This is a genomic window from Pseudomonas sp. ZT5P21 (assembly GCF_054897785.1).
On the sequence record NZ_CM142705.1, the window covers coordinates 4,763,737 to 4,786,940 of the forward strand.

General features: G+C 58.1%; 18 protein-coding genes. 9 read left to right on the plus strand and 9 right to left on the minus strand.

Going from position 1 to position 23,204, the window contains the following annotated elements:
* The 9 genes from cyoB to ACYZT9_RS22170 all read right to left on the minus strand — a co-directional run bounded on the left by cyoB (nucleotide 1) and on the right by ACYZT9_RS22170 (nucleotide 9,911).
* A complete protein-coding gene (gene cyoB, locus ACYZT9_RS22130; RefSeq protein WP_462007420.1) occupies nucleotides 1-2,031 on the minus strand; it encodes a cytochrome o ubiquinol oxidase subunit I in 2,031 nt (676 codons plus the stop codon).
* Between the two features lie 3 nt (nucleotides 2,032-2,034).
* Nucleotides 2,035-2,979, minus strand: coding sequence for a ubiquinol oxidase subunit II (gene cyoA / locus ACYZT9_RS22135; RefSeq protein WP_462007421.1), 945 nt, complete (start codon nucleotides 2,977-2,979; stop codon nucleotides 2,035-2,037).
* An 829-nt stretch (nucleotides 2,980-3,808) separates the two neighbouring features.
* The gene (locus ACYZT9_RS22140) at nucleotides 3,809-4,318 is read right to left on the minus strand and encodes a disulfide bond formation protein B (protein WP_462007422.1); all 510 of its coding nucleotides are present in this window, start codon (nucleotides 4,316-4,318) and stop codon (nucleotides 3,809-3,811) included.
* Nucleotides 4,319-4,554: 236 nt separating this feature from the next.
* The gene (locus ACYZT9_RS22145) at nucleotides 4,555-5,331 is read right to left on the minus strand and encodes an ABC transporter substrate-binding protein (RefSeq protein WP_462007423.1); all 777 of its coding nucleotides are present in this window, start codon (nucleotides 5,329-5,331) and stop codon (nucleotides 4,555-4,557) included.
* 318 nt (nucleotides 5,332-5,649) lie between these two features.
* On the minus strand, nucleotides 5,650-6,102 hold the full coding sequence (gene moaE, locus ACYZT9_RS22150) for a molybdopterin synthase catalytic subunit MoaE (RefSeq protein WP_462007424.1): 453 nt from the start codon (nucleotides 6,100-6,102) through the stop codon (nucleotides 5,650-5,652).
* A 3-nt stretch (nucleotides 6,103-6,105) separates the two neighbouring features.
* The gene (gene moaD / locus ACYZT9_RS22155; RefSeq protein WP_017340380.1) at nucleotides 6,106-6,348 is read right to left on the minus strand and encodes a molybdopterin converting factor subunit 1; all 243 of its coding nucleotides are present in this window, start codon (nucleotides 6,346-6,348) and stop codon (nucleotides 6,106-6,108) included.
* Complete coding sequence (gene moaC, locus ACYZT9_RS22160) at nucleotides 6,345-6,818, minus strand: cyclic pyranopterin monophosphate synthase MoaC (RefSeq protein WP_059406245.1); 474 nt, start codon at nucleotides 6,816-6,818, stop codon at nucleotides 6,345-6,347. The genes moaD and moaC overlap by 4 nt, the downstream gene beginning before the upstream one ends.
* A gap of 224 nt (nucleotides 6,819-7,042) precedes the next feature.
* The gene (locus ACYZT9_RS22165) at nucleotides 7,043-8,437 is read right to left on the minus strand and encodes a PhoH family protein (protein ID WP_462007425.1); all 1,395 of its coding nucleotides are present in this window, start codon (nucleotides 8,435-8,437) and stop codon (nucleotides 7,043-7,045) included.
* A 349-nt stretch (nucleotides 8,438-8,786) separates the two neighbouring features.
* Nucleotides 8,787-9,911, minus strand: coding sequence for a polysaccharide deacetylase family protein (locus tag ACYZT9_RS22170; RefSeq protein ID WP_462007426.1), 1,125 nt, complete (start codon nucleotides 9,909-9,911; stop codon nucleotides 8,787-8,789).
* Nucleotides 9,912-10,102: 191 nt separating this feature from the next.
* Here ACYZT9_RS22170 and yaaA point away from each other — a divergent pair, with 191 nt between their 5' ends.
* The 9 genes from yaaA to ACYZT9_RS22215 all read left to right on the plus strand — a co-directional run bounded on the left by yaaA (nucleotide 10,103) and on the right by ACYZT9_RS22215 (nucleotide 23,097).
* Nucleotides 10,103-10,882: a peroxide stress protein YaaA gene (gene yaaA / locus ACYZT9_RS22175; RefSeq protein ID WP_462007427.1), complete on the plus strand. Its 780-nt coding sequence runs from the start codon at nucleotides 10,103-10,105 to the stop codon at nucleotides 10,880-10,882.
* A gap of 820 nt (nucleotides 10,883-11,702) precedes the next feature.
* Nucleotides 11,703-13,019 carry a nucleotide sugar dehydrogenase gene (locus ACYZT9_RS22180; RefSeq protein ID WP_462007428.1) on the plus strand — a complete coding sequence of 439 codons (1,317 nt, stop codon included), beginning with the start codon at nucleotides 11,703-11,705 and terminating at the stop codon, nucleotides 13,017-13,019.
* A 187-nt stretch (nucleotides 13,020-13,206) separates the two neighbouring features.
* Nucleotides 13,207-14,688 carry a mannuronan synthase gene (alg8, locus tag ACYZT9_RS22185; RefSeq protein WP_462007429.1) on the plus strand — a complete coding sequence of 494 codons (1,482 nt, stop codon included), beginning with the start codon at nucleotides 13,207-13,209 and terminating at the stop codon, nucleotides 14,686-14,688.
* A 36-nt stretch (nucleotides 14,689-14,724) separates the two neighbouring features.
* Nucleotides 14,725-15,894: a PilZ domain-containing protein gene (locus ACYZT9_RS22190; protein WP_462007430.1), complete on the plus strand. Its 1,170-nt coding sequence runs from the start codon at nucleotides 14,725-14,727 to the stop codon at nucleotides 15,892-15,894.
* A gap of 9 nt (nucleotides 15,895-15,903) precedes the next feature.
* Nucleotides 15,904-17,427, plus strand: a complete 1,524-nt coding sequence (gene algK / locus ACYZT9_RS22195; protein ID WP_462007431.1) for an alginate biosynthesis TPR repeat lipoprotein AlgK — start codon at nucleotides 15,904-15,906, stop codon at nucleotides 17,425-17,427.
* Entirely contained in the window at nucleotides 17,424-18,908 is a 1,485-nt protein-coding gene (locus ACYZT9_RS22200; protein WP_462007432.1) for an alginate export family protein, read from the plus strand. The genes algK and ACYZT9_RS22200 overlap by 4 nt, the downstream gene beginning before the upstream one ends.
* A gap of 26 nt (nucleotides 18,909-18,934) precedes the next feature.
* Nucleotides 18,935-20,509 carry a mannuronan 5-epimerase AlgG gene (algG, locus tag ACYZT9_RS22205; RefSeq protein WP_462007433.1) on the plus strand — a complete coding sequence of 525 codons (1,575 nt, stop codon included), beginning with the start codon at nucleotides 18,935-18,937 and terminating at the stop codon, nucleotides 20,507-20,509.
* A 10-nt stretch (nucleotides 20,510-20,519) separates the two neighbouring features.
* Nucleotides 20,520-21,968 (plus strand): alginate O-acetyltransferase, encoded by a 1,449-nt coding sequence (locus ACYZT9_RS22210; RefSeq protein ID WP_462007434.1) that lies wholly within the window; start codon nucleotides 20,520-20,522, stop codon nucleotides 21,966-21,968.
* Nucleotides 21,969-21,975: 7 nt separating this feature from the next.
* Complete coding sequence (locus tag ACYZT9_RS22215; protein WP_462007435.1) at nucleotides 21,976-23,097, plus strand: mannuronate-specific alginate lyase; 1,122 nt, start codon at nucleotides 21,976-21,978, stop codon at nucleotides 23,095-23,097.
* The last annotated feature ends 107 nt before the right edge of the window (nucleotides 23,098-23,204 follow it).

Consider the following 23,204-nt stretch of genomic DNA (forward strand, 5'->3'; position numbering starts at 1 on the left):
TTAAGCCTGTTCCAACGAGGTTTCAACACGGGTGGCGGAGGCTGGGATTTTCCCTGCCGCGACCAGACGTTTGTGCTGCTCGGCTTCGATGCGCTCGATGACATCCACCGGCACCATGTAGCCCTGATCGTCACGGGCAGCATGAATAGTGAAGTACACCACCGTGCCAACCAGACTAACGATGGCCAGCCACCAGATGTGCCAGATCATCGCGAAACCGAACACCGTCAACAGAGCACCCATGACCACACCGGTCGCGGTGTTGTTTGGCATGTGGATCGGCTCGTACTTGGCCGGAGCCTGGTACGCGGTGCCGTTTTCCTTGGCTTCGGTGAACGGGTCGATGGTCTCTGCTTTTGGCAGCACGGCAAAGTTGTAGAACGGTGGTGGCGACGAGGTCGACCATTCCAGCGTGTGGGCATTCCACGGGTCGCCGTGCTCGCACATGTTTTCTGGTTTGTTGCGATCACGCACGCTGACGTACAGCTGAATCAGCTGGCAAGCGATACCCACGGCAATCATCACCGCGCCGAACATGGCCACGTACAGGTACGGTACCCACTCAGGGTTGGTGGTGGCGTTCAGACGACGGGTCATGCCCATGAAGCCCAGTGCATAGAGCGGCATGAACGCGACGAAGAAGCCCGAGATCCAGAACCAGAACGCTGCCTTGCCCCAACCTTCGTGCAGCTTGAAGCCGAACGCTTTAGGGAAGTAGAAGCTGAAGCCTGCGATGTAACCGAATACTGCGCCGCCGATGATCACGTTGTGGAAGTGAGCGATCACGAACAGGCTGTTGTGCAGGACGAAGTCCGCACCCGGAATGGCCAGCAGTACGCCGGTCATGCCGCCGATGGCGAAGGTCACCATGAAGCCCAGAGTCCACAGAACCTGGCTGGTGAAACGCAGACGGCCCTGGTAAATGGTGAACAGCCAGTTGAATAGCTTCACCCCCGTCGGGATCGAAATCAGCATCGTCGCCAGACCGAAGAAGGCGTTGACGCTCGCACCCGAACCCATGGTGAAGAAGTGGTGCAGCCAGACCATGAAGCCCAGGATCGAGATCGCGCCACTGGCGTAGACCATCGAGTGGTGGCCGAACAGACGCTTGCCAGTGAAGGTCGAGATGACTTCGGAGAAGATCCCGAACGCCGGCAGAATCAGGATGTAAACCTCGGGGTGACCCCAGGCCCAGAACAGGTTGACGTACATCATCGGATTGCCACCAAGTTCATTGGTGAAAATGTGGAAATCCATGTAACGGTCAAGCGTCAGCAGTGCCAGGGTAGCGGTCAGGATCGGGAACGAAGCCACGATCAGGACGTTGGCCCAGGTGCAGGTCCAGGTGAAGATCGGCATGTCCATCAGCTTCATGCCAGGGGTACGCATTTTCAGCACGGTGGCGAGGAAGTTGACCCCCGTCAGCGTCGTACCCAACCCGGATAGCTGTAGCGCCCAGATGTAGTAATCCATCCCCACGCCCGGACTGTATTGCAGGCCCGACAGCGGCGGATAGGCAACCCAACCGGTCTTGGCGAATTCGCCGACGCCCAGGGACAGGTTGATCAGCACCACGCCGGACACCAGCAGCCAGAAGCTCAGGGAGTTGAGGAACGGATAGGCTACGTCACGCGCGCCGATCTGCAGCGGCACTGCAAGGTTCATCAGGCCGGTGAAGAATGGCATCGCCATGAAGATGATCATGATCACACCGTGAGCGGTGAAGATCTGGTCATAGTGTTCAGGCGGCAGGTAGCCAGGCGAACCCTCGGTGGCCATGGCCAACTGGGTACGCATCATGATGGCGTCGGCAAAACCGCGCAGCAGCATGACCATGGCAACGATGATGTACATCACGCCGATTTTTTTGTGGTCGACCGAAGTCAGCCACTCGGTCCACAGGTAGGTCCACTTCTTGAAGTATGTGATACCCGCGAACAGCGCCAGACCACCGAGGGCGATCATGGCGATGGTCACCATCACGATCGGCTCGTGGAACGGGACCGCTTCCCAACTTAATTTACCAAACATCGTTTACTCCTCTGCCCCGGCAGCTGAATGCGAACTCATGTCCATCCCTTCCATGTGCGCCACTTCTTTCTCTTTCTTCTCGTGGTGCATCGGCTTGCCCGGTTTCATGCCTTCGTACTTGTCGACGATGATCTGGAACAGGTTTGGCGTGACCGAGGAATAGAGCTCGACTGGGTTGTTCTGGCTTGGCTTGGAAAGGGCTTCGTATTCAGCTTTTTCAAGCTGTTTAGGTGCCTTTTTGACTTCGCTGACCCAGGCGTCGAAATCTTCCTGGGAGGTGGCGATAGCTTTGAACTTCATGCCGGTGAAACCCGCGCCGCTGTAGTTGGCGGAGATACCGTCCATTTCAGCGTTCTCGTTGGCGATCAGGTGCAGTTTGGTCTGCATGCCGGCCATCGCGTAGATCTGGCCGCCCAGGGCCGGGATGAAGAACGAGTTCATCACCGAGTCCGAAGTCACCTTGAAGTTGATCGGCGTGTGCGCCGGGAACACGATCTTGTTGACGGTGGCGATGCCTTGCTCCGGATAGATGAACATCCACTTCCAGTCCAGCGCGACCACTTCAATGGTGATCGGCTTGACGTCGGACTCCAGTGGTTTGTAAGGATCCAGCGCGTGGGTCGATTTGTAGGTGACATAACCCAGGGCAATGATGATCAGCACTGGAACAGCCCACACCGCGATTTCGATCTTGGTGGAGTGCGACCACTTCGGCGTGTAGACGGCGTCGGTGTTGGAGGCGCGGTATTTCCAGGCGAACAGGAACGTCATGACGATGACTGGAACCACGACCAACAGCATCAGCAGCGTTGCGGTGATGATCAGGTTTCGCTCGTCCATGCCAACCTGGCCCTTGGGATTGAGCAAGGTCATGTTGCAGCCTGACAGCAGCAACGTGCCGATCAGCGGCAATAAGCCTAGTAGCCTGGGGTACCTGTTTTTACTCATCTCACGACCTCTAAAGCAGCTTGCGCAATGCAGTTGGGTTTTGATCGCCAACACTTCACCCTGCCAAGGGTTGGCATTTTCTTGGATTGAATAAGGGCTGCCCGTCGCGCGTCAGACGCTGCTCGACAAATCCTGGGCCAGCGGTGAGTTCTTATTCGAATTCGTGGTCAAAGGCCTTGTTACAGACCAATTCCATTTGGTGCGGATAGGTTGGAAGGCACCGACACCAGGGGAGTCGCATGAAGCCATCCGGCCTCTCGACATCCTATTGCTGCTCCTGCACCTGAGTCAGGGTGAGCAGTGTCGGGAATTCAGTGCGGGCGATTGTAGATATGTAGCGATTCATAAACCATGTCTCATCCCGAAATAATTTTTATCCATTCCAGCAACAATCCTTGACGGTTTTTGCAAAAGTGCGCCATGGTATCGAAATTGATTCTCAACAAAAACACCAAAAATAGTAGGCCTACCACGCGCAATTCAGACAGTATCGCAGGCACTGCCCTTTCGTTTGACCCTGCCCAAGCCCCTATGCGACAAGGGTTTTGGCAATTCACCAGGTCCTGTTAAAACTGCCTGTTCCGGCTTGAGCGGGGTGAAGACGGCAGCGCCTCCGGAAGACCGGTTTCTTTGCGCGGTGATGCACGAATCCAACACGCTGAAATGTCTCGCGACATTCGCGCTGTGACAACATGTCGCACATGTGCCGCCCCCCTCGTTGCCTTACATCACAGTCTTTTTACCCAACCTCTGAAATGCAAAACGCCCCGGCCCTCTCAACGAGGACCGAGGCGTTTTCATGTTTTGCGCAGCGATGCCGCGAATGACCTCAGCGCAGCGCTTTACGGTTGCGCAAAGTGAGCAACGGCACCAGCACCACTACCAGTACAAACGCGATCAACGCCCACTGTGCCAACGACAACCCGAGGATCGGCGGATACGGCGTGGAGCAGAAACCGTCGACCTGGAAACCCAGCGGGAAGATCTTCGCCAATGGCAAACCATCAACAATCGGTTGCAGCACATCGATGCCGCAGCTGACTGCCGGATAGAACTGGATATAGACGTGATGCCCGGCCACCCCGACGCCTGCCAGGGCGCAGATCACCACCAGGGTTTCAAATACCGTGATGCTGCGGCGAGAGCGCGTCGCCGCACCGATAAACGCGAAGATCGCGATCAGCAGCAAGGCATAGCGTTGCAGGATGCACAGCGGGCACGGTGCCTCGCCCAGCACGATTTGCATGTACATCGCGCCACCGATCAGCGCCAGACAGATGATACCCAGCAACACCAGGTAGCGCCGCTCACGGCCCAACCGCATCGTTTCCTCGCTCATTGCGTTTCCCTTCTAGATATCGACTGACCGGAAGTCTACACGCTGGCCCGGACGTTGGAGAGCCCGGGGAGTGCTGATCTGGTTTTGGGGAATTAACGATATAGCGGTTAAGCAGGGATTAAATTCGAGCAATTTCCAGAGTTTTGAATTAGCCCTCGGGCCTCTTCGAGCAGGCCCGCTCCCACAGTTGAAATGCATTCCAATGTGGGAGCGGGCTTGCTCACGAAAGCACGTGATCAGTCGCCGTAGATATCAGACTTGAAATACTTATCCGAAATCTTCTGGTACTCACCACTGGCGCGAATGCCGTCGATCGCCGTGTTCAACTGGCTGACCAGTTCGGTGTTGCCCTTGCGTACCGCGATCCCGGCGCCCTCGCCCACGTATTTCGGATCCTTGAGTTCCGGACCGGCGAAGGCGTAACCCTTGCCTCGCGGCATCGACAGGAAGTCGTTCAACGGAATGGTGTCGGCAAATATGGCGTCGAGGCGACCGGCCGCCAGGTCCATGTAGATCTCTTCGTTGTTGCTGTAACGCTTGACGTTGACGCCCTTGGGTTCAAACACCTCGGTGGCGAAACGATCGGTGGTGGTGGCGCGTTGCACGCCGACGTTCTTGCCCTTGAGACTGGCGTACTGGTCATCCACTGTTGCGCCTTCCTTCATCACCAGTCGCGATGAGGTGAAGTAATACTTGTGAGTGAAGTCCACCGACTTCTTGCGGTCTTCGTTGATGGTCATGGACGACAGCGCCATGTCGATTTTTTTCACTTTCAGGGACGGAATCAGGCCGTCGAACTCACCTTCGACCCAGACACACTTGACCTGCATCTGCGCGCACAGGGCATTGCCGATGTCGTAGTCGAAACCGACGATCTCGCCCTTATCGGTTTTCGACGCGAACGGCGGGTACGCCGCTTCAATGCCGATGCGCAGGGTCTTCTCGGCGGCGAACAGAGTGCTGCACGCCAACAGGCTCAGGGCCAGACCGGTGATGAGGGGAAATTTCTTCATGTTCGTTCTCTCGCGGGTTGTTGTTGGTTTGGCAAGATGGAAGAAGCGCAGAAACTCGGGGGAAACCTTTTTTGTACTTATAAATCCATACTGGACTTTTATGTATAGCCCGTCAATCTGGCGAGCAGGGTTAAATGGCCTCTGGTCGGGAGGTGAATCAGCTGGTTTTTTAGTGAAGCGAATGACCCTTTCGCGAGCAAGCCCGCTCCCACCTTGGTTCTGTGCCGGACACAAAATTTGTGTTCAATGAAGATCTAATGTGGGAGCGGGCTTGCTCGCGAAAGCGGACTGACAGCAAAAAAAGAAACAACAGACCGCCTACTTCTTCCAGCGATCCGCCGCCGCATGATCACTGTCACGCCCCTCCACCCATCGCGCACCATCGCTGGTGTTTTCTTTCTTCCAAAACGGTGCACGGGTTTTCAGGTAGTCCATGACAAAGGCACAAGCGTCGAAAGCTGCCTGCCGGTGGGCGCTGGCAGCGCCGACGAAGACGATCGGCTCACCCGGTTCCAGGGCGCCAATGCGATGCAGCACTTCCAGCTTGAGTAACGGCCAGCGCTGCTCGGCCTCGGTGGCAATCTTGCCGAGGGCCTTTTCGGTCATGCCCGGATAGTGCTCAAGAAACATCCCGTCGACCTCTCGCCCCTCATTGAAATCGCGCACGTAGCCGACAAAACTCACCACCGCCCCGACACCGACATTGGCGGCATGCATGGCGTTGACTTCAGCGCCCGGATCGAACGCCGTGGACTGCACGCGAATCGCCATGGCTCAGCCCCCGGTCACGGTCGGAAAAAACGCCACTTCATCGCCGTCACTTACCGGCTCGTCGAGCTGGCAAAGGTCTTCGTTGCGAGCGCACATCAGGTTCTGCTCGCTCAACACCTCGGCACCATCACGCTTGGCCAGCAGCGCGCGAACGTCATCGACCGTGGCGAAGTCGCCTTCAACCTTCACCGAGTCGACGCCCAATGCTTCTCTGTAACGAGCGAAAAACTTCACGGTGACGTTCATGGCTGATCCGCCTGGAAATGGCCGCTCTTGCCGCCGAGTTTCTCCAGCAGGCGCACGCTTTCAATGGTCATGCCGCGATCCACGGCCTTGCACATGTCATAAATAGTCAGCGCCGCAACGCTCGCGGCGGTCAGGGCTTCCATCTCGACACCCGTCTGCCCGGACAATTTGCAGCGCGCGACGATGCGCACGGTGTCGTCGCCTTCGGCGCTCAGTTCGACTTTCACTCCGGTCAGCATCAGCGGATGGCAGAGGGGAATCAGATCGCTGGTTTTCTTCGCCGCCTGAATACCGGCGATACGTGCCACGGCGAACACATCACCCTTGGGGTGACCGCCGCTGACGATCATCTGCAGGGTTTCGGGCAGCATGCGCACCAGCGCCTGGGCCGTCGCCTCACGGAACGTCACCGCTTTTTCGGTGACGTCGACCATGTTGGCGCGACCTTGGGAATCGAGATGAGTCAGCACAGGTTTACTCCTGATCAAGAGCCTCGATTGTAAACCTGCGGGTCAAATTTCCGCACGTTTGATTATCGTAGTGTCCTTGTAGGAGCGAGCTTGCTCGCGATGGTCTGTCAGGCGCCGCTGCGTCGACTGACACACCATCGCGAGCAAGCTCGCTCCTACAAGGGGTTTTGTGTCGGGCATAAAAAACCGGGCGGCTTTTAGGCCGCCCGGTTTTGGTGAGGCAGTTACAAATGCGATTCGGCGTATTCGGCCAGAATCGAACGCGGCACCCCTTGCAGGGTGATGTGGACACCGTTCGGGAAATCCTTGAAGCGTTCAGTCAGGTAGGTCAGTCCGGAGCTGGTCGCGGACAGGTAAGGGGTGTCGATCTGCGCCAGGTTGCCAAGGCACACTACTTTGGAACCGGCGCCGGCACGGGTGATGATGGTTTTCATCTGGTGCGGCGTGAGGTTCTGGCATTCATCGATCAGGATCAGGCTCTGCTGGAAGCTGCGGCCCCGGATGTAGTTGAGGGATTTGAACTGCAACGGCACTTTGCTGAGAATGTAATCGACGCTGCCATGGGTGTTTTCGTCATCCATGTGCAAGGCTTCGAGGTTATCGGTGATGGCTCCCAGCCAGGGCTCCATTTTTTCCGCTTCGGTGCCGGGCAGGAAACCGATCTCCTGATCCAGGCCCTGCACGCTACGAGTTGCGATGATCCGACGGTAGCGCTTGCTGACCATGGTCTGCTCGATCGCCGCCGCCAATGCGAGGATGGTTTTACCCGAACCGGCCGCGCCTGTCAGGTTGACCAGGTGAATATCCGGGTCGAGCAACGCATACAGCGCCAGGCTTTGATAGATGTCACGCGGTTTCAGGCCCCAGGCTTCCTGATGCAACAGGGGTTCCTGATGCAGGTCGAGAATCAGCAGCTTGTCTTCCTCGATCTCCTTGATCCAGCCGACAAAACCCTGTTCGTCGATGATGAACTCGTTGATGTGCACCGCTGGCAGGTTGTCGATCAACTGCACCTGGTGCCAGGTGCGGCCGTGATCCTGACGGGTATCGACATTCCTCACGCGGTCCCAGAACGAGCCGTCCATGTTGTGATAACCGTTGGGCAGCAACGAAACGTCGTCGACCAGTTGGTCGGTGCTGTAGTCCTCGGCCGCAATCCCGCAGGCACGGGCCTTGAGGCGCATGTTGATGTCTTTGGTGACCAGCACCACGGGCAGCTTGGGCTCGCGCGCGTGCAGGTCGATCAACTGGTTGATGATGATGTTGTCGTTCAGGTGTTCGGGAAGAATGATGTTCGGTTCGGCACGTTTGCTCATCAGAATTGACAGCAAACCTTTTGGCCCACTTTTGCCACGCTGGATCGGTACACCCAGTTCAACGTCTTCAGGGCTGGCATCGCCCAGGGTCTTGTCGATCAGGCGAATCGCCTGACGGCATTCCGCAGCCACGCTGTGATGCCCGCTCTTGAGCTTGTCCAGCTCTTCAAGCACGGTCATCGGGATCGCGACGTGGTGTTCTTCGAAGTTCAGCAGGGCGTTTGGATCGTGAATCAATACGTTGGTATCGAGTACATAAAGGATTGGCTGGTTGGAGGAAGAACTACGTCCGTGATCATCCATACTCGGTCACCTGTGTGGGGGCCATTCGACGCAATACCGTGACGGTGCTGCGCCTCGAAGTGACTGCCGAATTCACCCCGCACTACCTACAAAAAGCGGAGAGCAAGTGAACTGCACACAAGGGGTCTTGGGAGACGCCACCTGTGTTGCAGGTTTCGGCGGTCTGCCTTCGTAATACTCCAAAACGTGTGACAGAAAAAAGCACTTTGACGTTTTTTTGAAGTTTATTTTTCAGAGTGACGAATAGCCCTTGGCGTGCAGGCAATGTGCCGTTAAAGTCGGAAGTCCGCCTGCACTGATTTCTCTTCCATAATCGCCTTTCCCCCAATGTTTACGGGGTTTCCCGCTTTCAGCGAAACGCGTCCTGACAGTCATCCCAACCGATCCCGCTTCGCGCCGTTTGCGTGACAAGCCAGGGCAGCGCCGTTTTCACCCCATCCTGTTTAATGTTGAAGTTGATCACCCCGTGCCGCCACAACAGCATCAGGGTCAACACACGCTGCGCACTCTGCTGGGCCTTGAGCTTGCCAGCGCCGTCCTGGGCATCGATGTCCCACAGCGCCACCTGCAAGCCCTGGGATCTGAAGAAGCCTTCCGCGTCCGAACGGCGCTGGCCATCGGGCGGACGGAACAGCGGCACATAATTCTCCGGCAATTTGCTTTTGACCAGTTCGGCGCTGCGCCGCACAGAATCCTGCCAGGCTTGCCAGTGGCTGTGGGAACGGAACTCCCAGCCTTGCACGCCGATGCACTGCATTGAGTAGGTCGCCTGCAGACTAGCCACTGAACGCTCGCTCAGGCGCGCCTGAATATCTTTGCCAAGGACGAAGAACGTACCCGTCATGTTCGCCTTGCGCAGGTACTCGGTGACCCACGACGTGTTGTCCGGCGCGGCATTGGCGGCGCTGTCGAAGGTCAGCAGGAACAGCCGGTCATGCATCTGTTCGCCGTTTCGCTCGTAGTCGCCAAAGCGATCGACTTCGCTGCCGGTTTGCGGAAACAGCGCGGCCTTGCGCAACAACTCGTCAAGGTACTGAGCATGGAACAGCCGGCTCGGTTCGGCCCATTTGATGTAGTAGCTGTCATCGCTGACCTGAAACTTGGCGGCTTGCTCGCGCAAGGTGATCAGGTCTTCGACCAGAAAACAGAAGGAGGCATCCTGATCACAGCTTTGCTGCGCGAAGTTGTAGTTGGTCAGCAAGCGCTGCCACAGACGCTGGCGCAGGTTGTTGACCGAGTCCAGATTGATCGTGCGCAGGCCCAGGCGCTGGGCCAGGCTCGCCTCGTCCAGCGATTCGCTCGCCAGCAGGACACGGGAAAACATCAGAATTTCTGCCCGCGAAGCGACGTCGAACAGCGTCGGGTTGCTGAGCTGTTCAGGCCAGGTGCTGCGATCGAGCGTGGCGACATCGCCTGGCGCCGCCATGGCGCCGAAGCTCAACAGCCAGACCGAAAAAAGAAAAACGATACGCAATGGGATGTCTCCATAACAAAACCCGCGCGGCACTATAGCTGATCCGGCACTGGCGCCACGATCTCCTGTGGCAGCAAGCCCGCTCCCACAGGTATTGTGGATTACCACCGATCATCACCTATGAAGGTGATAGCTGGAGTCAACCAGGACAACCCCCTAGAATCGCCCCCACGATTAAAGGAGACGACTTCATGCTGATGGTGATTTCCCCCGCCAAGACCCTCGATTATGAAACACCGCCGGCGACCCAGCGCTTCACCCAGCCGCAATACCTCGACCATTCCCAGGAGCTGATCCTGCAGTTGCGCGAACTGACGCCAGCGCAGATCAGCGAGCTGATGCACGTCTCAGACAAGATCGGCGGGCTCAACGCCGCACGTTTCGGCAGCTGGACGCCGGCGTTCACACCGGAAAACGCGAAACAGGCTCTGCTGGCGTTCAAGGGCGACGTTTATACGGGGTTGAACGCTCAAACCTTCAGCGAAGCCGATTTCGAATACGCCCAGCAGCATCTGCGCATGTTGTCCGGCCTGTATGGCCTGCTGCGTCCATTGGACCTGATGCAGCCGTATCGCCTGGAAATGGGCACCAAATTACCCAACGCTCGCGGCAAGGATCTGTATGCCTTCTGGGGTACGCGGATCAGCGAATGGTTGAACGAAGCACTGGCCGATCAAGGCGATGACGTGCTGCTGAACCTGGCGTCAAACGAGTATTTCTCGGCGGTCAAGCGCACGGCCTTGAATGCCCGCATCATCAATACCGATTTCAAGGACCTGAAAAACGGTCAGTACAAAATCATCAGCTTCTACGCGAAAAAAGCCCGGGGCATGATGAGCCGTTTCGTCATTGAAGAACGCATCAACGATCCGGCAGCGCTCAAACAGTTCGACGTTTTGGGCTATCGTTACAGCGCCGAGCAATCTAAACCGGACAATCTGGTGTTTCTTCGCGATCACGCTCCCGAGTAACTCACCCATCGGCGCACGACAGCAAACATCTCGTCGTGCGCTGACGTCTGATCGTCAAACAATTCCCGCCCCGATCGCCAACCTCTTGGCGCCAGAATTCCAACAGCCCTTTACCTAACTTTAGTTTCACCGGACTTCACTGTTTTTTTTAGTAGTGGCACTGAAAATTTTTATCAGTAGTGGCAAAAAACTATCCCTCCCGATTATGACCCCGTGTATCAAGGGTGAAACAGCAAGTGCCATCAGTTTGAAATTAGTGCCATCTTTTTCAATATTTCAAGAAATTTCAGAATTCGCGATGGACGGGCAGGAACTATGTCCAAATGCGTAGCTCCTACAACCGGTACTGATTATCTCTGAACATGTACGAGATAACTTACGCAGAGAAGAGATCAGCGTAGCGAAGTTGTCACAATAACTTCGGCTAAATGACCCCTGATTTGGACAACACCTGAAGGACAGGAGATAACGCATCTTTACTATCCCCTAAATGGCCAAGGCTGCGCCCCTATGAACGTGCTCTTCCGAGCACCCAACCGCTTGATTTACGGGCTTTTGGCCTGGCATTGAGCGCGCAAGACCTTTGCACGAAGGACCTCTGACCAGAGGACTCGGCTGCATAACATGGCACTTCATAATAATAAGGCCTAGTTGCGCACACTGAGTGCACTTATTTAGACACTCGGAAATTAGTATGCCTGCACACGGCACTGTCGCGCCTGCCGGCGACACTTACGAGTGCACTATGACGCTGAACACCCTTAATTCCGGCCATGTAATGGCTTGTTGAAACAGTTTTGATTAACGAGAGGTAAATGCGATGCGCATCAGCATATTTGGTTTGGGTTACGTCGGTGCAGTATGTGCCGGTTGCCTGTCTGCACGGGGCCATGACGTCGTTGGCGTTGATGTTGCCAAAGACAAGATCGACATGATCAACGCCGGCAAATCGCCGATTGTTGAACCGGGTCTGGGCGAACTGCTGGCCAAAGGAATCGAGACCGGCAAACTGCGCGGCACCACCAACTTTGCCGAAGCGATTCGCGACACCGACCTGTCGATGATCTGCGTCGGCACGCCGAGCAAAAAGAACGGCGATCTGGAACTGAACTACATCGAAGCCGTGTGCCGCGAGATCGGTTTTGTCCTGCGTGACAAGACCACCCGCCACACCATTGTGGTTCGCAGCACCGTTCTGCCGGGCACGGTCGCAAACGTTGTCATCCCGATTCTAGAAGACTGCTCCGGCAAGAAAGCCGGTGTTGATTTCGGCGTCGCCGTAAACCCTGAGTTCCTGCGTGAAAGCACCGCGATCGCGGATTACGACTTGCCACCGATGACCGTCATCGGCGAGTTCGACAAGGCGTCCGGCGACGTTCTGCAATCGCTGTACGAAGAGCTCGACGCGCCGATCATCCGCAAGGACATCGCCGTTGCCGAGATGATCAAGTACACCTGCAACGTGTGGCACGCTACCAAAGTGACCTTCGCCAACGAAATCGGCAACATCGCCAAGGCGTGCGGCGTCGACGGTCGTGAAGTGATGGAAGTGGTCTGCCAGGACAAGACACTGAACCTGTCCCAGTACTACATGCGCCCAGGCTTCGCATTCGGCGGTTCCTGCCTGCCGAAAGACGTGCGCGCCCTCACCTACCGCGCCGGCTCTCTGGACGTGGAATCACCGCTGCTGAGCTCGCTGATGCGCAGCAATGAATCCCAGGTGCAGAACGCCTTTGACATCGTGACCAGCCACGACAAACGCAAAGTCGCGCTGCTGGGCCTGAGCTTCAAGGCCGGCACCGATGACCTGCGCGAAAGCCCGCTGGTTGATCTGGCAGAAATGCTGATTGGCAAAGGCTACGACCTGAGCATCTACGACGCCAACGTTGAATATGCCCGTGTTCACGGCGCGAACAAGGACTACATCGAGTCGAAGATTCCTCACGTCTCGTCCTTGCTCAATTCCGACTTCGACGAAGTGATCAACAACTCCGACGTGATCATCCTCGGTAACCGTGACGAGAAATTCCGCGCCCTGGCGCAGAACGCTCCACACGGCAAGCAAGTGATCGACCTGGTCGGTTTCATGTCCAAAGCCACCAGCGTGAGTGGCCGGACAGAAGGGATCTGCTGGTAACCGGCGGGTTGTAAGCGCTTCGCGCTGATCGCCAGCAAGCCGGCTCCTACAAGTCACCACGAACCTGTAGGAGCCGGCTTGCTGGCGATAGCGTCCCCCGGGACGCCACAACCTTCGGCATTTACGCCTGCCTTAACCCCATCGGGCCACCCCAAAGGCTCGCCCGAGATCGAGACGGATGCAGATTATGCACAGGCTAAAGCACGGCCTACTTCAGGCCGCCGGTTGGCTGTTTTACTTAAGTATTTTGATGGGCATCGCCATGGCGTTGCCTGCGACTACGTTCGATTCCGAGTCGAAGGACTTCATCTTCCTGATCGGCTTTATCGGTATCTGGCGCTATTCGATGGGTGCCACGCACTTTCTGCGCGGCATGCTGTTTCTGTACGTGGTCTACCCGCACCTGCGGCGCAAAGTGCGCAAGCTGGGTAAAGCGGCAGACCCGTCCCACGTGTTCCTGATGGTCACCAGTTTCCGTATCGACGCGCTGACCACCGCGCAGGTCTACAGCTCGGTGATCCGCGAAGCGATCGACTGCGGCCTGCCGACCACCGTAGTCTGCTCGATCGTGGAAATGTCCGATGAGCTGCTGGTGAAAAGCCTCTGGTCGCGGATGAACCCGCCGGCGCACGTCAAGCTCGACTTCGTGCGCATTCCCGGCACCGGCAAGCGCGATGGCCTGGCCTACGGTTTCCGCGCGATCTCCCGGCACATGCCGGACGACCGCGCCGTGGTTGCAGTGGTCGATGGCGACACCGTGCTCGCCGAAGGCGTCGTGCTCAAGACCGTGCCGTGGTTCCAACTGTTCAGCAATGTCGGCGGCCTGACCACCAACGAGTTCTGCGAAGTGCGCGGCGGCTACATCATGAGCGAGTGGCACAAACTGCGCTTCGCCCAGCGCCACATCAACATGTGCTCGATGGCCCTGTCCAAGCGCGTACTGACCATGACCGGCCGGATGTCGGTGTTCCGTGCAACGGTAGTGACGGACCCGGACTTCATCGCCGACGTGGAAAGCGATTCGCTGCAACACTGGCGCCTGGGCCGCTTCAAGTTCCTGACCGGTGATGACAAGTCGAGCTGGTTCAGCCTGATGCGTCTGGGCTACGACACGTTCTACGTGCCGGACGCCGCGATCCACACCGTGGAACACCCGCCGGAAAAGAGCTTCATCAAGGCCAGCCGCAAACTGATGTTCCGCTGGTACGGCAACAACCTGCGTCAGAACGCCCGCGCCCTGGGCCTGGGTGTTAAACGCCTCGGCCTGTTCACCTCGGTGGTGCTGTTCGATCAGCGCGTGTCGATGTGGACTTCGCTGCTGGGCCTGACGGTCGCGATCATCGCGTCCTTCAAGTACGGCACCGCGTTCATCCTGGTGTACCTGCTGTGGATCGGCATTACCCGCTTGATCCTGACGCTGCTGCTGTCCTGCTCCGGTCACAAGATCGGCCCGGCTTACCCGGCGATTCTCTATTACAACCAGATCGTCGGCGCGCTGGTGAAAATCTACGTGTTCTTCCGCCTAGACCAACAGTCCTGGACTCGCCAGGACACCAAACTGACCCGTGATCTCGCCAGCTTTCAACGTTGGTTCAACACTTGGTCGTCTCGGACCATGACCTTCTCCGCCGGCAGCATTTTTGTTGCCGTGCTGCTGATGATGGTCTGACCGCCCCCTTATTGAATTAACCAGGAAATCGCCCCTATGAATACCGCCGTCAACGCCAACGTAGTGCATGAATCCGAAGCCCAGCGCCAACACGCCCGAGTGAAAATTCCGGCCAAGCTGCGCTTCTTCGGTCCGGACCGGACTCCGGTTGAAGCCCGGGTACTCGACCTCTCCGCCGGCGGCCTGTCGTTTAACGCCGGGCAGTTGCCGCTCAAGGCTGGCGATGTGCACAAGGCTCGCCTGCAGTTCGTCATCGATAACCTTGGCCTGGCCATGGATGTCGAGTTGCAGGTTCGCTCCGTGGATCGTGCGACCGGACGTGTCGGTTGCCAGTTCCAGAACCTGGAACCGCGAGACATCTCGACCCTGCGCCACCTGATCACCTCTCACTTGGCCGGCGACATCGTCAGCATGGGTGAAGTGCTGGCAACGCTGCAGCGCGACAACTTCACCAAGGCGCGCAAGGTCAAGGATGGCGGCCACGGCATGACCGCGTTCGGTCGTCTGCGTGCAGTGACCTTCAGCCTGGCGATTTTCCTCGTCGGTCTGGCAGCGTTCGGTTTCATTTTCAAATCGGTGTACGGCATGTACTTCGTCAGCCACGCGCAGGCCGGTCTGGTCAGCGTGCCGGGCATGAACATCACCATGCCACGCGACGGCACCGTGCAGAGCCTGATCAAGGCTGACGGCGTGGCTGCCAAAGGCGCACCGCTGGCAACGTTCAGCACCAGCATGCTCGACGTACTCAAGGGCCATCTGGACGAAGGCCAGTTGCAACCGGCCAAGGTTGAAGAACTGTTCGGCAAACAAATGACCGGCACCCTGACGTCGCCTTGCGATTGCACTGTCGCTCAGCAACTGGTCGCCAACGGTCAGTACGCCAGCAAGGGCGACGTGATCTTCCAACTGGTGCCGCGCAACAGCGAAGCCAACGTCGAAGCGCGTTTCTCCTATCGCCAGTTCGGCGACGTGCGTCCAGGCAGCAACGTCAGCTTCCAGATTGCCGGCGAAGACAAGACCCGCACCGGCAAGATCGTCAGCAGCACCAGCCTGAAAAGCGCCGACCTGTCGTCCGACATCCGTGTGCTGATCCAGCCTGATGAGCCGCTGGACAGCAAGTTCGCCGGGCGCCCGGTTGAAGTGAACAGCGACCGTGGACCAAACCTGAACTGGCTGATCGATAAAGCCATGGCTTCCGGTCTTTAAGCAGAGGACATGCCCGTGACGACTCCAAATATCCTCAGCACACCGCATACCCTGTGGGAGCGAGCTTGCTCGCGATGGGATCGGCGCGGTCTGTCTGATGAACCGAGCAACCTGCATCGCGAGCAAGTCGGATCGCCGCACCGTCGCTCCCACAAAGGCGCATTCTGTGCTTTGGCACTCGCGGTCAGCCTCGCCGGTTGCGCCGGCCTGCCCGACCAGCGTCTGGCCAATGAAGCCCTCAAGCGCGGCGACACCACGCTGGCGCAGCAGAATTACAAGCAACTGGCCGACCTGGGTTACAGCGAGGCTCAAGTAGGTCTCGCCGATATCCAGGTCGACAGCCGCGACCCGGCGCAGGTCAAGCAGGCCGAGGCGACTTATCGCGCTGCGGCCGACGTCTCGCCACGGGCGCAGGCTCGCCTGGGTCGACTGCTGGTGGCCAAACCCGGCGCCACCGAAGCGGAACACCGCGAAGCCGAAGGCCTGTTGAAGAAAGCCTCGGCCAATGGCGAAGGCAATACGCTGATCCCGCTGGCGATGCTGTACCTGCAATACCCGCACAGTTTCCCGAACGTCAACGCACAACAGCAGATCAGCCAATGGCGCGCCGAAGGCAAACCGGAAGCCGGTCTGGCCCAGGTGCTGCTGTATCGCACCCAGGGCACTTACGATCAGCACCTGGCCGAAGTCGAAACCATCTGCAAGGCCGCGTTGAACACTACCGACATTTGCTACGTCGAGCTGGCCACGGTCTACCAGAAACAAGGTAAGCCGGAACAGCAAGCCGAGCTGATCAAACAAATGCAAGCGGCGCAAACCCGCGGCACCGTTTCCGCTCAGCGCGTGGACAGCGTTGCGCGCGTACTGGGCGACGCAAGCCTGGGCAAGACTGACGAGAAAACCGCTCAGTCACTGCTCGAAGGCATCGCCCCCGGCTACCCCGCTTCCTGGGTCAGTCTGGCGCAACTGCTTTACGACTTCCCGGAACTCGGCGACGTCGACACGATGATGAAATACCTGGACAACGGTCGTGCCGCCGACCAACCGCGTGCCGAACTGTTGCTCGGCAAGCTGTACTACGAAGGCAAAATGGTGCCGGCGGATGCCAAACTTGCCGAAGACCATTTCAAGAAAGCCGTCGGCAGAGAAGTGGCTGCCGATTACTACCTCGGCCAGATTTACCGCCGTGGTTACCTGGGCGAGGTCTATTCGCAGAAAGCACTGGATCACTTGCTGACCGCTGCGCGCAATGGCCAGAACAGCGCCGACTTCGCCCTCGCCCAACTGTTTTCCCAAGGCAAGGGCACCAAGCCCGATCCGCTGAATGCTTACGTCTTCAGCCAATTGGCCAAGGCTCAGAACACCCCGCAAGCCACCGAGCTCGCGCAAACACTCGAAGCCCAACTGCCGCCTGCCCAGCTCGCCGAGGCCCGACGCCTGTTGAAACAAGAACAGGCCGTTCGTGGCGCCTCGAACCAGAACACGCTGGAACTGCATGCCCTGCAAGAAGAAGACGGCGAGGAATCCCAATGAAGTTGAATCCATTCGTCAAGGCCGGTATTGGCCTGACTTGCGCCCTGCTGTGGTCCTGCCCGACCTTGGCGGCATTGACCGAAACCAAGAACTTCGGTCTGGACGTGAAAGTCACCGGCCAGTCTGAAGACGACCGTGACCTCGGCACCGCCAGTGGCGGCGACGTCAGCGGCGTCGGCCTCGACCTGCGTCCATGGGTCTATGGCGAAAGCGGCGCGTGGAGCGCCTACGCCATGGGTCAGGCCGTGACGTCGACCGACATCATCGAAACCGACACCTTGCAGCAGTCCGATAGCGACGGCACCCAGACCACCGACAACGGTGATCGCAAAACCAAGAAAAACTACCTGGCCATGCGCGAATTCTGGGTCGGTTACAGCGGCCTCACGCCGTACCCGGGCGAGCAGTTGAAGCTTGGTCGCCAGCGCCTGCGCAACGACGACGGCCAATGGCGCGACACCAACATCGAAGCCCTGAACTGGACCTTCGATACCACCCTGTTGCGCGCCAACGTCGGTGTCGCCGAACGCTTCAGCGAATACCGCACCGACCTGAAAGAACTGGCACCCAAAGACGAAGACCGTCTGCATGTCTACGGCGATGCCGCGTATCAATGGATGCCGGGCAACTGGGTCGGCATTCGCGGTCATCATACCCATGATGACGGCAAACTCGATTACCCGGAACCAGGTGTGGCCGGCGATTCGCTGGACAAGAAACAGAACGGCGACATCAGCTGGCTTGGCCTCACCGCTGACAGCGATGCCTACAACTACCGCAACACCAACACAGTCAATTACTGGGGCAGCATTACCGGCATGAGCGGCGACACCGACACGGTAAATGCGCTCAACGCCGATGGCACGCGTCCAACCGAAGCCAAGCGCAGTGAAGACCTCAACGGCTGGGCCACCGATATCGGTGTTCGTCTGCGCCTCGATCCGCAATGGCAAGTCGGTGCTGCGTATGCCCGCGCCAGCGCCGAATACGAACAGAACGGCCTGGAAAGCAACCGCTCGAACTACACCGGTACGCGTTCACGGGTTCATCGTTTCGGCGAAGCCTTCCGCGGCGAAATGAACAACATGCAGACCGCTACGTTGTTCGGTTCGTGGATGCTCAACGACGAATACGACGCCAGTGTGATCTACCACAAGTTCTGGCGTGTCGACGGCAACAAGCCGGTCGGCAGCAATGGCATCAATGCCGTCGAGAACGACACCGACCCAACCGGTGCGATTCTCTCCAGCACGTCTCTGCCGCTGGAAGATGGCAACAAAGACCTCGGCCAGGAAATGGACCTTGTGGTCACCAAGTACTTCAAGCAAGGCCTGTTGCCTGCCGCGTTGAGCCAGTCGATCGACGAACCGTCGGCCCTCGTGCGCTTGCGTGGCGGTGTGTTCAAGCCGGGCGATGCCTATGGCAAAGAAGTCGACTCGTACATGCACCGCGCGTTTGTCGACGTGATCTGGCGCTTCTGATGCGAACCGCTAAGGGAGTTCCTGACATGAACAGTCCGAAGAGAGGCTCATTGACCTTGCTGGCCGGCGCGCTACTGCTGGCGAGCTCGGCGGCCTTCGCTAATGTGGAGCCGGCGGCAAAGCCGGCGACCCTGGCCAAGGAACTGCAACAGGCCAAGACCTACACCGTCAGCAGTGCACCGACCGCACCGCTGGAGCTTGCGAAACCGACGCTGCCGGACACCTCCGGCTACACCGCCGAAGCCATTGCCGCGAAGATCGTGCGCACCAAGGCCGGCAAAATCAGCGTGCGCCGGATGATGCAGGAGAACGCGCTGAAAGACTTTATCGGCGGTGACAACAAGATGGCCGAGTGGGTGGTGCGTCAGCACGGTATCCCGCAGGCGATTTTCATCGACGACGGCTACATGAACCTCAAGGATCTGGCCAAGAAGGTGCCCAAGCAGTACTTCAGCGAAACCTCGCCGGGTGTGTTCCTGGCGAAGTTACCGATCGTGGTCGGCCAGAAAGGCATCCTCGAAATCGACAAGCAGACCCAGGAATTGCGCCTGTCCCAGGAAGCCGGTTCGTTCCTGGTCAACGACGGTCAGCTGTTTGTGCGCGATACCAAAATCACCGGCTGGCGCGAGAAGGACAACGGCCCGGCGACGTTCAAGTCGCCGAAGGAATTCCGTCCGTTCCTGCTGGCCTGGGGCGGCACCCAGACTTACGTCGCCAACAGCAAAATGGCCAGTTTCGGTTACGCCAACAGTAAGTCCTACGGTGTGAGTATTTCCCAATACACGCCGAACATGGCCAAGGTGCTCAAGCGTCCTGAGCCGAGCGGCTGGATCATCGACTCCGAGTTTTCGGACATGTGGTACGGCTTCTACTGCTACGAAACCCGCGACTTCGTGGTCAAGGGCAACACCTACAAAGACAACATCGTTTACGGGATTGACCCGCATGACCGCTCCCACGGTCTGATCATCGCCGACAACACCGTCTACGGGACGAAGAAAAAGCACGGGATCATTATTTCCCGTGAGGTCAATGACAGTTTCATCTTCAACAACCGCAGCTACGACAACAAGTTGTCGGGCCTGGTGATTGACCGTAACAGCGTGAACAACCTGATCGCCTACAACGAGATCTACAAGAACCACACCGACGGCATCACCCTCTACGAGAGTGGCGATAACCTGCTGTGGGGCAACAAGGTGATCAGCAACAAACGCCACGGCATCCGCATACGTAACAGCGTGAACATCCGCCTTTACGAAAACCTGTCCATGGCCAACGGCCTGACCGGCGTTTACGGCCACATCAAAGACCTGAGCGACACCGACCGCGACATCAAGCTCGACCCGTTCGACGCCCAGGTGTCGCTGATCATCGTCGGCGGCGAACTGGCCGGCAACGGCAGCGGCCCGCTGTCCATCGACTCGCCGCTGAGCGTCGAGCTGTATCGCGTGTCCATGCTTGCCCCGACCAAATCCAGCGGCATCAGCTTCAACGGGATTCTCGGCGAGCGTCAGGATGAAATTCTCGACCTGCTGGTGCGCCAGCAGAAAGCCGTGCTGATCGACCCTGTCGAACGCCAGACCGAAATGCGGGACTGAGGATAATTTTATGCACCCACACCTGATCAAATTACTCAGCCTGTCGGCCTTGACCGCCGGCATTCTCGCGGCCAGCAATGGCGCGCGCGCGGATGAAGTCCAGGCGCCCAAATTCAACGCCGAACCGTGCTGCAACCTGTGCCCCGCAGCCCACGACGCGAAGAACTACACCACGCGTTATCAGCAGAACTTCACCACGCTGGTGCAGGCTCAGGGCGATTGGCTGTTCCGTACGCAAGAAGACTTGCGCACCGAATTCGACACCACCCCCGCCGGCTACAAACGCATGAAAGAACTGCACGATGCGTTCAAGAGCAAAGGTGTGGAGCTCGTTGTTGTTTATCAACCCACTCGTGGTCTGGTGAACCGCAACAAGCTCAACCCGGAAGACAAAGCCAGGTTCGATTTCGACAAGGCACTAAGAAACTACAAGACCATGCTCGGCCGTTTCGCGCAGATGGGCTACGTGGTGCCGGACCTGTCGCCGCTAACCAACGAATCGCTGCCCGACACCCCGACCGCCCACGACTTCTACTTCCGCGGCGACCAGCACTGGACACCGTATGGCGCCCAGCGCACAGCGAAAATCGTCGGCGAGAAAATCAAGCAACTGCCTGAGTTTGCCGGCATTCCGAAGCGCGAATTCGAGAGCCATAAGTCGGGTCGCATGGGCAAGACCGGAACGTTACACAACATGGCCGGTCAACTCTGTGGCACCAGCTACGCGATCCAGTACATGGATCAGTTCACCACCGAGCCGAAAGGCGAAGCGGCGGATGGCGATCTGTTCAGTGATTCCGGCAATCCGGAGATCACCCTGGTCGGCACCAGCCACAGTGGCAAGAACTACAACTTTGCCGGTTTCCTCGAAGAGGCCATCGGCGCCGACATTCTCAACGTGGCGTTCCCCGGTGGTGGCCTGGAGGGTTCGATGCTGCAGTACCTGGGCAGCGAAGAATTCCAGACCAAGCCGCCGAAGATTCTGATCTGGGAATTCTCGCCGCTCTACCGCCTCGACCAGGAAACCATCTACCGCCAGATGATGGCGCTGCTGGACAACGGTTGTGAAGGCAAGGATGCACAGTTGACCGGCAGCAAAACATTGAAACCGGGCAAGAACGAATTGATGGTCAACAGCAACAACCTGAATCTGCAGAACAGCAGCCATCAGGTCGACATCCGCTTCGCCGATCCGTCGGTGAAAACCTTGCAAGCCACCCTCTGGTACATGAACGGTCGCCACGAGGACATCAAGATCGAAAAACCGGAAACCTCCGACACCGACGGGCGTTTCGCCTTTGAGTTGCGCACGGACGAAGACTGGGCCTCGCAGAATCTGCTGGCCCTCGAAATCCAGGGCCCTGAAGCCGGTGCCGCGCCACAGAAGGTCGAAGCGAAAATCTGCAAACGCAACGTGTTCCCGGGCGCTGGGCTGAAAACTGCTCAAGCCGGGCAATGAGGCAATTATGCAAACCCGAACTTTGAAAAGTTTGATCGCACCGTCCCTGCTGAGCCTGGCGATGTTTGCCGGCGCCACTCAGGCCGCCGCGCCCCTGCGCCCGCCACAGGGTTACTTCGCGCCAATCGAAAAAGTGAAGACCGGCGACTTCAAGGCCGGCTGCGACGCGACGCCGACGCCTTACACCGGCTCGCTGCAATTTCGCAGCAAGTACGAAGGCTCGGACAAGGCCCGTTCAACGTTGAACGAGCAGTCGGAAAAAGCCTTCCGCGACAGCACCGCCGACATCACCAAAATCGAGCGTGGCACCAGCAAGCGCGTGATGCAGTTCATGCGTGACGGTCGCCCGGAACAGCTTGAATGCACACTGAACTGGTTGACGGCGTGGGCCAAGGCCGACGCGTTGATGTCCAAGGACTTCAACCACACCGGCAAGTCCATGCGCAAATGGGCGCTGGGCAGCATGGCGTCCGCGTACATCCGCCTGAAGTTCTCTGACTCGCATCCGTTGGCGAACCATCAGCAAGAGGCGCAGTTGATTGAAGCCTGGTTCAGCAAAATGGGCGATCAGGTGGTCAGCGACTGGGACAACCTGCCGCTGGAACAAACCAACAACCATTCGTATTGGGCTGCCTGGTCGGTGATGGCAACGTCCATCGCGACCAATCGCCGCGACCTGTTCGACTGGGCCGTGAAGGAATACAAGGTCGGCGTGAATCAGGTCGACGCGCAAGGTTTTCTGCCGAACGAACTCAAGCGCCAGCAACGCGCCCTCGCCTACCACAACTACGCCCTGCCGCCCTTGGCGATGATCGCCAGTTTCGCTCAGGTCAACGGTGTGGACTTGCGTCAGGAAAACAATGGCGCCCTGAAACGCCTGGGTGATCGGGTGTTGGCCGGCGTAGAAGACCAGGACGAATTCGAGAAAAAGAACGGCAAGGAACAAGACATGACCGACCTCAAGGTCGACTCGAAATTCTCCTGGCTCGAACCGTTCTGCACGCTCTACACCTGCTCGCCGGATGTGCTTGAGAAAAAACACGAGATGCAGCCGTTCAAGACCTTCCGCCTCGGGGGTGACCTGACCAAGGTCTACGACCCGGCCAGCGAGAAAGGCAAAGGTTCCTAGGAACACTACAGAACCCTGTGGGAGCGAGCTTGCTCGCGATTGCAGTCTGACATTCAACATCAATGTCGACTGATACACCCTCATCGCGAGCAAGCTCGCTCCCACAG